Source organism: Brenneria salicis ATCC 15712 = DSM 30166 (genome assembly GCF_003315515.1).
GTDB classification, from domain to species: Bacteria; Pseudomonadota; Gammaproteobacteria; order Enterobacterales; family Enterobacteriaceae; genus Brenneria; species Brenneria salicis.
In genome coordinates this window covers 46551-60229 of sequence record NZ_QNRY01000020.1, presented here as the reverse complement: position 1 = coordinate 60229, position 13679 = coordinate 46551, and the positions used below count along the sequence as shown (strand labels likewise).

General features: G+C 49.9%; 10 protein-coding genes. 6 read left to right on the top strand and 4 right to left on the bottom strand.

Translation table 11 applies throughout. The annotated features are described in order from the left end of the window. Nucleotides 1-190 precede the first annotated feature (190 nt). Genes DES54_RS10260 through DES54_RS10250 form a run of 3 tightly spaced genes read left to right on the top strand, consistent with a single transcriptional unit; the run spans nt 191 to nt 3455 of the window. Nucleotides 191-703, top strand: a complete 513-nt coding sequence (locus DES54_RS10260) for a cytosine permease (protein WP_240634994.1) — start codon at nt 191-193, stop codon at nt 701-703. 45 nt (nt 704-748) lie between these two features. Then, nucleotides 749-1858, top strand: a complete 1110-nt coding sequence (locus tag DES54_RS10255; RefSeq protein WP_113867059.1) for an S-methyl thiohydantoin desulfurase family protein — start codon at nt 749-751, stop codon at nt 1856-1858. Between the two features lie 28 nt (nt 1859-1886). Further along, nucleotides 1887-3455, top strand: coding sequence for a hydantoinase/oxoprolinase family protein (locus DES54_RS10250; RefSeq protein WP_113867057.1), 1569 nt, complete (start codon nt 1887-1889; stop codon nt 3453-3455). Between the two features lie 147 nt (nt 3456-3602). Here the strand turns inward: DES54_RS10250 and pflA are convergent, their stop codons facing one another. The 4 genes from pflA to ycaO form a co-directional block, all read right to left on the bottom strand. Next, nucleotides 3603-4343, bottom strand: coding sequence for a pyruvate formate lyase 1-activating protein (gene pflA / locus DES54_RS10245; protein WP_113867055.1), 741 nt, complete (start codon nt 4341-4343; stop codon nt 3603-3605). A gap of 263 nt (nt 4344-4606) precedes the next feature. Then, the gene (pflB, locus tag DES54_RS10240; protein WP_113867053.1) at nt 4607-6889 is read right to left on the bottom strand and encodes a formate C-acetyltransferase; all 2283 of its coding nucleotides are present in this window, start codon (nt 6887-6889) and stop codon (nt 4607-4609) included. A gap of 57 nt (nt 6890-6946) precedes the next feature. Next, nucleotides 6947-7804 carry a formate transporter FocA gene (gene focA, locus DES54_RS10235; protein WP_113867051.1) on the bottom strand — a complete coding sequence of 286 codons (858 nt, stop codon included), beginning with the start codon at nt 7802-7804 and terminating at the stop codon, nt 6947-6949. 442 nt (nt 7805-8246) lie between these two features. Next, nucleotides 8247-10010 (bottom strand): 30S ribosomal protein S12 methylthiotransferase accessory factor YcaO, encoded by a 1764-nt coding sequence (gene ycaO, locus DES54_RS10230; RefSeq protein WP_113867049.1) that lies wholly within the window; start codon nt 10008-10010, stop codon nt 8247-8249. A gap of 289 nt (nt 10011-10299) precedes the next feature. Here ycaO and serC point away from each other — a divergent pair, with 289 nt between their 5' ends. From serC to cmk, 3 genes are all read left to right on the top strand, one after another. After that, on the top strand, nt 10300-11385 hold the full coding sequence (gene serC / locus DES54_RS10225) for a 3-phosphoserine/phosphohydroxythreonine transaminase (protein ID WP_113867047.1): 1086 nt from the start codon (nt 10300-10302) through the stop codon (nt 11383-11385). An 83-nt stretch (nt 11386-11468) separates the two neighbouring features. Next, entirely contained in the window at nt 11469-12758 is a 1290-nt protein-coding gene (gene aroA / locus DES54_RS10220; RefSeq protein ID WP_113867075.1) for a 3-phosphoshikimate 1-carboxyvinyltransferase, read from the top strand. A gap of 168 nt (nt 12759-12926) precedes the next feature. Continuing rightward, nucleotides 12927-13604 (top strand): (d)CMP kinase, encoded by a 678-nt coding sequence (gene cmk / locus DES54_RS10215; RefSeq protein ID WP_113867045.1) that lies wholly within the window; start codon nt 12927-12929, stop codon nt 13602-13604. The last annotated feature ends 75 nt before the right edge of the window (nt 13605-13679 follow it).

The window sequence follows — 13679 nt, the reverse complement described above, 5'->3', positions numbered from 1 at the left end:
TTTTATGGATGGTTTTCTGCATCCGACGTCGTTCGGTACGGGGTATTGGTGCTATGATCGGCATCGCTCAGTCCGGTTGGTGATTTGTGATTTTTAGCGATTGATCAGATCGCTCAACTCGGACTGAGTTCCCTCAAAGTGATCTACTATTTGGAACAGCTATTTAGTTGCGTTAGTGCTAACTCGACTTGTGGGCAGTGATGATCTCGTTGAGATATTTTTTAATATTGGTCTGGGCATCTCCGCTATTTTAGTTTTGATTTTTGCACAATGGACAACCAATAGCTGTAATCTTATTTCCTCATCCTTGGGTCTGTCTGTTGTTATTCGATGGATATCACGTCCTGCCATAGTGGTTTTTATGGCGTTCTTAGGTCTTCTCTTGGCATATAATGGGATGATCAATAATTTTACCTACTTCCTATCACTTCTTGGTGTGCTCATTTCACCTATTGCAGGTGTTTACCTTGTAGACTACTACTATCATGATTCCAGTCGCTTAAGGCAGGATATATCTAAAGCTAAAATGTTAAACATCCCTGCATCCATATCCTGGCTATGTGGATGTGTTGTAAGTATTTTGTCATCACCTGATTTTATTGGCGTATTTACCATCACTACCATCTCTGCTTTAGATGGGGTATTAGTCAGTATGGTGGTTTATATATTTTTGCATAAGCTCTTCCCACAGCAGATTAACTGACAAGTCTCGAATGCTGGGAATATCGTTATCGCAATTGGATGAATAATGTTCTGTTATATTAACGATGATAAGATCGATGATATTGCGCTAGGCGCAGCTATTCTTGGAACTGGTGGTGGTGGCGACCCTTATATTGGTTCTTTGATAGCAAAACACGCGTTACGGCAGGGAGCTTCTGTTCCTATTTTAAAACTGATTGATATCAAAGATGATGATCTCTTTATTCCATGCAGTACTATTGGAGCCCCCACGGTTTCGGTTGAGAAAGTCATTTCACCGCAGCAAATTGTTCTTGCCTTTGAAACAATGGAGCATATTTTAGGACAATCGGCAGTCGGTACATTTTCTATTGAAGTTGGCGGTATCAATTCATTAATTCCTTTTGTTGTTGCGGCGCAAAAAGGGTTGCCGGTGGTGGATTGTGATGCCATGGGCCGAGCGTTTCCTGAAGCGCAGATGGTGACCTTCTTTTTGGATGGTCTTACATCTGGCCCAAATACGCTGGCCGACGAAAAAGGCAATTCGGTGATCCTGAATCCGATTGACGGTCTCTGGTCGGAACGCCTGGCCAGAGCAATCACGGAGCAAATGGGCGCTGCCTGCGCCATGTGCGACTACCCCTTACGCGGCTATCAACTAAAACAAAGCGCCATTAACGGCACGCTCTCTCTGGCCCAAAAGATTGGTCAGACGCTTCGTTTGGCGCATCACTCAGGCAGTAATCCTATTCAGGCTTTACTGTCGGTACTTAATGCCCATGTTATTGCTTCCGGTAAAATTGTGGATGCTGAACGCCGCACTACCGGCGGCTTTGCACGCGGAAAAGTGTTGCTGGCAGGGATGGGACGTTTCAAAGGCGAGTCGTTTACTGTGCTGTTCCAGAATGAACTCTTGCTGGCTTATCGCTCTTCCGAACACGATGCGCCGACACAGGATAATCTGCTGGCGGTGGTGCCGGATCTGATCTCGGTGCTGGATAGTGAAACCGGGCGGCCAATTATCACTGAGCAACTGCGTTACGGTCAGCGAGTCGATGTCATCGCCTATCCTTGTAATGAGAAATGGCGGACTCCCAGAGGGCTGGAGGTTGCCGGGCCTGGCTATTTTGGCTATCCGGTACATTTTGTTCCAATAGAACAACTAGTAAATCGCTGAGGCCCCTATCCCTTTGTGGAAATAAAGAATGTTACGAAAAAATAATTATCGCCTCGGTATTGATGTGGGTGGCACGAACACAGATGCGGCTATTCTGGATGCGAATCTTCAGTGTATTACAACGGCAAAATTTCCTACCAGTAATGATATCTACAGTAGTATCGAGCGTGTTATCGAACAGATCCTGATGCAGTCAGATATCCTGCCTGAGCAGATTCGCTATGCGATGCTGGGCACGACGCAATGCACGAATGCGATTGTCGAGCGTAAAGGACTGGATAGCGTCGGTCTGTTGAGATTAAGTCTGCCCAGCAGCGATAGCATTCCGCCGCTGTTTGGCTGGAGTGATCAATGGCGTCAAACGTTTGGGGCGCATTTCTATCAGCTTCATGGCGGCTACGAATTTGACGGCAGAGAAATTCATTGCGTCCTGTTTGATGAAGTCATGGATGCTTGCGACAAAATGCGCGGGCAAGTGGCGAGTATTGCCATATGTGGCGTATTTTCTCCCATTAACAGTGCGCAAGAACAACTTGTTGCAAGCTGGGTTAGCGCAGCCTTGCCTGATGTTTCGTTGTCATTATCTCACCGCATAGGCAACATCGGCCTGCTGGAGAGAGAAAATGCGACGATCCTTAATGCTTCATTACAGAGTACGGCTTATCAATTGGTTCAGGGCTTTACGCGGGCGCTTTCCCATCATGGGATTCAGGCTACGCCGTTTTTTGGACAAAATGACGGCACGTTGATGACGGAAGAGACAGTAAAACAGTATCCCATTCTGACATTGGCCTGCGGGCCGACTAATTCGATCCGCGGCGCTTACCACTTGTCCGGGCTGGATAATGCGCTGGTCATTGATGTCGGTGGTACGACAACGGATATCGGCGTTCTGGTAAATGGTTTTCCGCGTGAGTCGGCGATGGCGGTTGAAGTCGGAGATGTGCGGACTAATTTCCGTATGCCGGATATTGTCTCGATCGGTATTGGCGGCGGCACCTGTGTGCGGCATAACCAGGATGGGGATATACGTCTTGGTCCAGACAGTATTGGTTATCGTTTGCTGGAAGAAAGCATTAGTTTCGGCGGCCAGACGTTGACGCTGAGCGATGTGATTCTGCAATTGGATGCCAGTCGGTGGTCAACCGAACTGACCGAACCGCTTCCTGAATTTGATAAGCAACTATGCCGGAAAGCGTATGAAAAAATGATTGCCGAGGTTGAGAACGCTGTCGATCGCATGAAGTCATCGGGTGCGCCGGTGCCTGCGGTATTGGTGGGCGGGGGGAGCATTCTGCTGCCTGATACGTTATGCGGCATCAGCCAGATTATCCGGCCACGGTATTTTGATGCGGCCAATGCGATCGGTGTGGCGCTGGGGCTGGTCGGTACGCAGATTGATAAAGTGGTTCGCATGCCTGACAGTGATCGAGATAGAATCAGACATACATTGCATCAGCAAACCATCGCGTTGGCGGAGCAGAGTGGGGCGATGCCAGGTAGCGTGGAGATCATTGATTATCAGGAGATTCCGCTGGCTTATCTGCCGGGAAACGCGGTGCAGGTGAAAATAAAAGCGGCGGGTCGTTTGGCATAACGTATGGTCCATCATCCCTGACAAGGCTGATGGACCATATAATTGCTGACGAGTGTTTTAGATACTAATGGTTTTGAGACATCAATGTTTTCTTGAAAAACCAATGTTTTTTAAAACACCAAGGTGTAACGGCAGCCATGGCTGGCATCAATACATGACTTTATGCCCGTAGCTTTCCAGAATAGCCTTGACGCGATCCATGGTGTCAGCCTTGGGCGGTTGGACGCCGTCCAGCTTGTACTCTTCGCCCATGGCGATCCATTTATGTTTGCCGAGTTCGTGATAGGGCAGCAATTCAATTTTTTCGATATTGGACATATCTTTGGTGAACTCACCCAGCAGGTGTGCCGATTTATCGTCATCAGACCACCCCGGAACCACGACATAACGGATCCAGGTGCGTTGATTACGTTTTGCCAGATAGCGGGCGAAATCCAGCGTGCGATGGTTTGACACGCCAACCAGATTTTGGTGGATATCGTCGTTCATCTGTTTCAAATCAAGCATGACAAGGTCGCTAACGTCCAGCAACTCATCAATGACCGGTTCATAACGACGCACAAAACCATTGGTATCCAGACAGGTATTAATGCCTTCTTCCCGACAGGCGCGAAACCAGTCACGCACGAATTCCGCCTGAAGAATCGCTTCTCCGCCTGAAGCCGTCACTCCGCCGCCAGAGGCATTCATAAAATGGCGATAGGTCACAACCTCTTTCATTAATTCTTCGACAGTAATTTCTTTGCCGCCGTGTGTATCCCAGGTATCCCGATTGTGGCAGTACAAGCAGCGCATCAGACAACCTTGAAAAAAAACGATGAAGCGGATGCCGGGACCATCTACCGTTCCGCATGATTCAAAGGAATGGATGCGACCGATTGTTGACATTGCGAGGTTTTCTCCAAGTTTGACCGATCAATAGCGGTCTTTATAAGCTCAGTCATCAGAAGCCCGTCTGACATTCTGTCAGTCAATACATGACGGCGGCATGGCCGTTGATTAGATGCTGAGTCGAATCTATTTTGCCAGCCATCCACCGATGCTGCGATAGGGCGTCGTATAGCGGGCTGGCAAAACTAGTTTACTATGTGAGAAAAAGGCCCCACAGTCGTGGAGCCTTTATTTTACGCCCTTTCAGACAGTCAGGGAAATTACAGTGACTGAGTGAAAGTACGAGTGATTACGTCTTGCTGTTGCTCTTTGGTCAAAGAGTTGAAACGCACAGCATAACCGGATACGCGGATGGTCAACTGCGGATATTTTTCCGGGTTTTCCATGGCATCAAGCAGCATTTCACGGTTCATCACGTTAACGTTCAGATGCTGACCGCCTTCAATGCTGGCTTCGTGGTGGAAATAACCATCCATCAGGCCGGCGAGATTGGCTTTACGAACGTCATCATCATTACCCAAGGCATTCGGCACGATAGAGAAGGTATAGGAAATACCATCTTTCGCGTAGGCGAACGGCAGCTTGGCAACCGAGGTCAGAGAGGCAACCGCGCCTTTCTGATCACGTCCATGCATCGGGTTGGCGCCCGGTCCGAATGGCGCGCCGGAACGACGTCCATCAGGCGTGTTACCAGTTTTCTTGCCATATACCACGTTTGAGGTGATGGTTAGCACAGACTGAGTTGGCGTTGCGCCACGATAGGTTGTCAATTTTTGAATTTTCTTCATGAAACGCTCAACCAGATCGCAAGCCAGATCATCGACGCGGGCGTCGTTATTGCCGAACTGCGGGTATTCGCCTTCAATGTCAAAGTCAATCGCCAGACCGTCTTCGTCGCGGATAGGTTTAACTTTGGCATACTTGATGGCCGACAGGGAGTCAGCAGCGACAGACAGACCAGCGATACCGCATGCCATGGTACGGAATACGTCCCGATCATGCAGCGCCATCAGTGATGCTTCGTAGCTGTACTTGTCATGCATGTAGTGAATGATGTTCAACGCGGTGACATACTGCTTAGCCAACCAATCCATGAAGTGATCCATACGCTCCATCACTTCATCGAAATCCAGCACTTCGCTTTTAATCGGTTCGGATTTCGGGCCAACCTGCATTTTCATTTTTTCGTCCATGCCGCCGTTGATGGCATACAGCATGGTTTTAGCCAGGTTTGCACGGGCGCCGAAGAACTGCATTTGCTTACCCACCACCATCGGGCTTACGCAACAGGCAATGGCGTAGTCATCGTTGTTGAAGTCAGGGCGCATCAAATCATCATTCTCGTATTGCAGAGAAGAGGTATCGATGGAGACTTTGGCCGCGTATTTTTTAAAGTTCAGCGGCAGTTTTTCAGACCACAGGATGGTCATGTTCGGTTCAGGAGACGGCCCCATGGTGTACAGGGTGTTCAGGAAACGGAAGCTGCTTTTGGTAACTAGTGTACGGCCATCAACACCCATACCAGCCAGAGATTCGGTTGCCCAGATCGGATCGCCGGAGAACAACTCATCATACTCAGGGGTACGCAAGAAACGCACCATACGCAGTTTCATGACCAGATGATCAATTAGTTCCTGAGCTTCTTCCTCAGTGATTTTGCCCGCTTGCAGATCGCGTTCTAAATAGATATCCAGGAAAGTGGATACACGACCAAAAGACATTGCCGCGCCGTTCTGCGATTTCACCGCGGCCAGGTAGCCGAAGTAGGTCCACTGTACGGCTTCTTGCGCCGTTTTCGCCGGGCCGGAAATGTCACAACCATATTTAGCGGCCATTTCTTTGATTTGAGACAGCGCATGATGCTGATCGGCGATTTCTTCACGCAGACGGATAGTTGCTTCCAGATCTTCGCCGTTTTCCAGTTTGGATTGCAGAGAAGTGAACTGGGCAAACTTGTCTTTCATCAGGTAGTCGATACCGTACAGCGCTACGCGACGATAGTCGCCGATGATGCGGCCACGACCATAAGCATCGGGCAGACCCGTCAGAACGCCTGATTTACGGCAGCGCAGGATATCGGGCGTGTAAACGTCAAATACGCCCTGGTTATGTGTTTTACGGTATTCGGTGAAGATTTTTTCCAGTTGAGGATCCAGTTCACGGCCATAAACCTTGCAGGAACCTTCAACCATTTTGATGCCGCCGAATGGGATCAGCGCACGTTTCAGCGGGGCTTCGGTTTGCAGACCAACGATTTTTTCCAGGTCCTGGTTGATATAGCCGGCATCATGAGAAACGATGGTAGCGGCGATATTGGTATCAAAATCAACAGGCGCGAGGGTGCGGTTTTCCTGTTTGATACCTTCCATAACGCTATCCCACATCACTGTGGTTGCTTTGGTTGCGCCAGCCAGGAAAGACTCGTCACCTTCATACGGCGTATAATTTTTCTGGATAAAGTCACGAACGTTTACGCTGTCCTGCCATTCGCCTTTATTAAATCCTTCCCACGCATTGGCCAGTTTTTCATTTAGATCGGTCATTTTACACCTACCTTTGATATGGATTTCTTAGAACCCGGTGTTGCGGTCGATAGCACCTTAGTGCTTATCTCCCCCGCGCAAATAAATTACCCAGTATGTTAAACCTACCAGCAAACCACCACCAATGATGTTCCCAATCGTTACGGGAATTAGATTGTCGATAATGAAGTTGCCGACGGTTAAATGTTCAAACTGAGACGGCACCATGCCGATGCCCTGCCAGAATTCCGGCGCCGCGAAATTCTTGATCACGATCCCCATCGGGATCATGAACATATTCGCGATGCTGTGCTCAAAACCGCTGGCGACAAACATTGCGACCGGTAAAATCATCGCAAACATTTTGTCAGTGAGAGTACGACCAGAATAGCTCATCCATACAGCCAGACAGACCATCAGATTTGCCAAAATGCCGAGGGAAAGCGCTTCGACAAACGTGTGCTCAAGTTTGTGTTCAGATGTTTGCAGAACATTGAGTCCCCAGGCGCCGTTAGCGACCATATGCTCGCCTGAGAACCAGATAAGGGCGACAAAAAACAATGCGCCAATCAGATTGCCGATATAGACATTGACCCAGTTAAATGCTAGTTGCTTCCAGGTGATTCGTCCACTCGCCTTGGCGATCACGATTAGTACGGTGGAAGTGAATAAGTCCGCGCCGCAAACCACAACCAGCATTAACCCCAGAGAGAAGCAAACCCCACCGATCAATTTGGCAATGCCGAAAGGTATCGTTGAAGTACCCGTAGTCGATGTTATATAAAAGACAAAGGCAATCGAAATAAACACGCCAGCAGTAATTGCCAAATAAAAAGTGGTCCACGGGTGTTTTGTTGCTTTATAGACACCGGCATCTTCGGCGACTTTCGCCATTGCAGCCGGCAGTAATAGCGTAAAGGGGTTGTCAGCTTTCACACTAACTCTCTCTTAAAAATTATCAGCATCGAAATAATAACAAAGCAGTATACGGCAAAATTTGATGTGGATCATATTGAGCGAAACTAGCTGCGGTTCCGGTACGTCATAAATGCTGTTTTATCTGCTTAATTTGTTGATTTACAAAATAAAAAAATATTTTAATCTTTACGTAAAGATTTTAAAGCTCGAAGGTCACTACCTGATTTGACGTTAATAAAAATAATGTTTTGTGTAATTTTAATTCCGTGCTCGCAATGTAATTTAATTAATTATCTACCATTTAATAACATTTTTTATTATGCAATTGGCGGATAAATGCTTATCACTAATCAGATATCCCTTAATAAATAAGGGGTATTGAGTTATTTTGATGGTGAACATGTGCGCGGCATGCTGTTTTCACATGCCGCATCGTTAATATCCGCCCGCAAGACGGATGCTATTTACCTTGCCAGTACTGACGTTTTGCGCGCTGTAGCTTTTCGTAAACCGCCAGCAGCGACTGGTGGGCTGGCAACGTGGTGAAATTATCATCCACCGCGAAAAGGCCGTAAAAGCATTGTTCGCCATTGATGGCAGCGCTGGCGGCATCGACGGTTTCGCGTCCATACATTTTGACAAAAGCGTCCTCGTATTCGGATGGTTCGCGCTCCGGCTCCATCGCCAACAGCAACAGTGTTTGCAAACAACGATAATAATTCCTGCGTTGCGGCGTAAAGACGGAATCGTTGAAGTCCTGCGTCCATTCGGTCCAGATCAATGCCTGTTCCAGATCGCCGCCAGCCAGCGCCAGCATCGCTTTTAACTCGCCGACTCGAAGCGTGAACCAGCCGTTATCCTTGCCGGTGGCGATACCCAATAATTCGCGCACGCGAGTGAAATCATCCAGGCTTTCGTCATCCAGTTGTTGGATCAACGCCAGATAGGTTTCTTTTTCCCATTGGCTGTCTGGCAGCGCAAGCAGCGTTTCGCGCAGATGCGCGCCCATGTTGTTGTTTGCCAACACCAGGTCTTCCGCGGGATAAATGTCCGACACGCCTGGAACCAGGATACGACAAGCGTAAACGGACAGATGCTCATAGTCAGCGATGTAAACTTCTTTATCTTCCTGTTGGAAAATCGCCATCAGGGTAGCGAATTCTTCTTTCGTGGTGCCGCTGAAACGCCAGTCGACGAAGGGATAATCGGCCTGTTTTTTGAACATATCCCAAGAGATCAGACCGCTTGAGTCAATAAAATGGGTTTCCAGATTCGCGTGTTCCGCCACTTCTTCATCATCAAAGGTCGGCGGCGTGAAAACATCCAGATCTTTCAGTCCGCGCCCTTGTAACAGTTCGGTCACGGTGCGTTCAAGCGCCACGCCAAAATCAGGATGCGCGCCGAACGAAGCGAAACAGGTACCGTTTGCCGGGTTAAATAATACCACGCAAATTACCGGATATTTTCCACCCAGCGACGCGTCGTAGGCAAAAATCGGAAAACCCTCTTTTTCCAGCGTGGCAATGGCTTCGACGACGCCCGGATAACGGTTCAATATCGCTTGCGGAATTGCCGGCAGGCTGATGGATTCGGCAATGATACGGTTTTTGATACTGCGCTCGAAAACTTCTGATAACCCCTGAACTCGGGCTTCACTGGCGGTATTGCCCGCCGACATGCCATTGGAAACATAGAGATTGCCGATGATGTTCATCGGAATATATACGGTTTGCTGATCAGACTGGCGCGTGAACGGCAGGGCACAGATACCTCGCGCCTCATTACCGGATTGCAGGTCGATCAGGTCGCTGGCGCCAAGCGTTTGTTCTGGATCGTAGAACTCGCGCAAGCGCGCATCAAGAATACCTTCCGGCAGCGAATTATCCGCTGGAATGGCGAACCATTTTTCATTCGGATAATGAACGAATTCACTATTCGCAATGGTTTTGCCAAGATAGAAATCAGCAAAAAAATAGTTAGTCGACAGACGTTCGAAATATTCACCCAACGCCGAGGCCAGCGCAGCTTTCTTGCTGGCACCTTTACCATTGGTGAAACACAGCGGACATTCACGATCGCGAATATGCACGGACCAGACATTCGGCACCGGATTCAGCCAGGAGGCTTCTTCGATGTTGAACCCCAGGTCTTGGAGTTGTTGTTGAAAACGGGCGATGGAATCTTCCAGGGCGGCGTCTTTGCCTGGGATAAATGTTTGGCTCATGGTTTTCACTTAGTGAAGTAATAACAGGAGGGGCATAATACGGGCTTTTTAACCCGGACTCTATTTATTCTCTACACGTTGATAACAGCGTGCGTTTGATGGATCGATGATGCTTTGTTTACCTGCGAGTTTTAATGCACGGAGAGTAATAAGCATTGCAGCCAGGAGTGACGAATGATAAAACCGATGCAGGGTATGACAAGGCGTTAAACCGCGTTGAATTTATAACCAACGTGTTTAGGACGCGGGTGATAATACAGTCGCAATTTTTCAGATGTGGTGAGGGGAAATGACTCAGATTTTTAATTTTAGCGCCGGTCCAGCTATGCTGCCGGTGGAAGTATTACGTCGCGCTGAACAGGAATTATGTAACTGGCATGGTCTGGGTACATCGGTAATGGAAATCAGCCACCGTAGCAAAGAGTTTATGCAGGTTGCGGCTGAGTCCGAACAAGATCTGCGAGATTTGCTGAAAATCCCCTCCAACTACAAAGTGCTGTTTTGTCATGGCGGCGCCAGAGCGCAGTTCGCCGCCGTACCGCTTAACCTGCTGGGAGACAAGACGCAGGCCGATTACATCGACTGCGGCTACTGGGCGCACAGTGCGGTTAGCGAAGCGGAAAAATACTGTACTCCCAACGTCATTGATGTGAAAACACGTGTCGATGGCCTGCGTGCCGTGAAGCCAATGCGTGAATGGCAGATATCAGATGAAGCCGCGTTCGTACATTATTGCCCGAATGAAACCATTGATGGCGTAGCGATTGAAGAAGAACCGGATTTCGGCGACAAAATTGTCGTGGCGGACTTCTCATCCAGCATTTTGTCACGTCCCATTGATGTCAGTCGTTATGGCGTCATCTATGCCGGCGCGCAAAAAAACATCGGTCCGGCGGGACTGACGCTGGTCATTGTTCGAGATGATTTGCTGGGCAACGCGCGTCCTGAATTGCCTTCCATCCTGAATTATCAGATTCTGGCTGATAATGGCTCCATGTTTAACACGCCGCCGACATTCGCCTGGTATCTCTCCGGTATGGTCTTCAAATGGCTGAAGGAGCAGGGGGGACTGGTTGAAATGGAAAAACGCAACCGCGATAAAGCCAATCTGCTTTATGGCGTGATTGATGACAGCGATTTCTACCGCAATGATGTCGCAAGCGCCAACCGCTCCCGGATGAACGTCCCGTTCCTGCTGGCCGATGCCGCGCTGGATAACGTGTTTCTTGAAGAAGCGCATGCCGCGGGCCTGCACGCGCTGAAGGGACACCGTGTCGTTGGCGGTATGCGGGCGTCCATTTATAACGCAATGCCAATTGATGGCGTCAAGGCGCTGACCGATTTCATGGCTGACTTTGCGCGTCGTCACGGCTAATGGCCTGATGATGTTTTTATAGATAGATTAAAAACCCCGGGCAAACCGGGGCTTTGTGTTCACGATTGGAGAATATGTTGCGCATGCAGGAATCCCTGACTCTACAGCCCATCATACTGGTTAACGGCACGCTTAATTTGCCTGGTTCAAAAAGCGTATCGAATCGCGCACTTTTACTGGCCGCCTTATCTAAAGGGTCAACCCGATTAACCAATCTGCTGGATAGCGACGATGTGCGCCATATGCTGAATGCATTGCAAGCATTGGGGGTGGATTATCAACTTTCCGCCGATCGTACTGAGTGCGAGATTACGGGGCAGGGCGGCGCGTTTAAAACCGCCCGCCCGATCGAACTGTTTCTGGGAAACGCCGGCACCGCTATGCGTCCGTTGGCGGCGGCATTGTGCCTGAGCGACGGCGACATCGTGCTCACCGGAGAGCCACGGATGAAAGAACGTCCGATTGGGCATCTGGTTGATGCGTTACGTCTGGGCGGCGCAAAAATCGATTATCTGGAGCAGGAAAACTATCCGCCCCTGCGTCTGCGCGGTGGTTTCCAGGGCGGCGAAATCAGCGTTGACGGCAGTGTTTCCAGCCAGTTTCTCACCGCGCTGCTGATGACCGCGCCGCTGGCGGCGCAAGACACGCAGATCACGATCCAGGGCGAACTGGTTTCCCGACCGTATATTGATATCACATTGCACATGATGAAAACGTTCGGCGTGGATGTGCGTAATGAGAGCTACCAGCGATTCTTTGTCGCCGGTCGTCAGCAATATCGTGCGCCGGGAGAATATCTGGTGGAAGGCGATGCCTCCTCCGCGTCTTACTTCCTGGCCGCCGCCGCGATAAAAGGCGGAACGGTGCGTGTCACCGGCGTGGGCCGCGACAGCGTGCAAGGGGATATTCGCTTTGCCGATGTGCTGGAAAAAATGGGCGCGCATATCCGTTGGGGCGACGACTATATCGAATGTCAGCGTGGTGAACTTCATGCCATTGATATGGATATGAACCATATTCCGGATGCCGCCATGACTATCGCGACAACCGCGTTGTTTGCTCAGGGCGGCGCCACCACGCTGCGCAATATTTACAACTGGCGGGTAAAAGAGACGGATCGCCTGACGGCCATGGCGACTGAATTGCGCAAACTTGGCGCCGAGGTGGAAGAGGGTGATGATTATATCCGCATTACTCCACCCGCCGTGCTGAAGCGTGTGGAAATCGGGACGCATAACGATCATCGGATGGCAATGTGCTTTTCACTGGTTGCGTTGTCCGATACGCCAGTCACCATTCTGGACCCGAAATGCACCGCCAAGACATTCCCGGACTACTTCGAACAACTGGCTCGTTTGAGCCAACCGGCGTAACGCTTTCCTTGTGTTGCCGGATTTCCCCCCTGCGCCTGATCGGTACTGATTAGGCGTGGTCTTATTTTTCCCCGTCAATGTAACCTTTCTCGCTATTGATGCGTATAATGAAGCACCGTAATGCCTTAAACGGCATCAACGGGATTTCCCAGTGTAAAGGAGAGAATAATGGCGGTGACTGCACCGGTGATTACGGTTGACGGACCGAGTGGCGCAGGCAAAGGTACGTTGTGCAAAGCGCTGGCAGAAGCTTTACAGTGGAATTTGCTGGATTCGGGCGCAATTTACCGCGTACTGGCTTCGGCGGCGTTACACCATCACGTAGATATTCAGTCGGAAGAGGCGCTGGTGCCGTTGGCATCTCACCTGGATGTGCGTTTTATGGCGGAAAACGGGCAGTTGAAAGTGATTTTGGAAGGTGAGGATGTCAGCAATGAAATCCGCACTGAAACCGTCGGCAATACGGCTTCTCAAGCCGCGGCGCTCCCCCGGGTTCGAGAAGCATTGTTGCGGCGGCAGCGGGCTTTTCGTGAAGCGCCGGGGCTGATTGCGGATGGCCGTGATATGGGAACCGTGGTGTTCCCGGACGCGCCGGTGAAGATTTTCCTGGATGCCAGCGCGCAGGAGCGTGCGCAACGTCGCATGCTACAGTTGCAGGAGAAGGGCTTTAGTGTTAACTTTGAGCGTCTTTTATCCGAGATAAGGGAACGGGATGATCGTGACCGTAATCGGGCCGTCGCGCCTTTAGTGCCAGCCGCTAATGCATTAGTGCTGGATTCGACGGAAATGACGATCGATGAAGTGATTGCGCGTGCGCTGGCTTATGCCCGCGAAATTTTAGCGTAGCGATCGCAACCACCCGAATTTTTACCTCGCTGTAAGGATGCACAGCGGGGCATGTTAAACAACCCCATCGAGCAG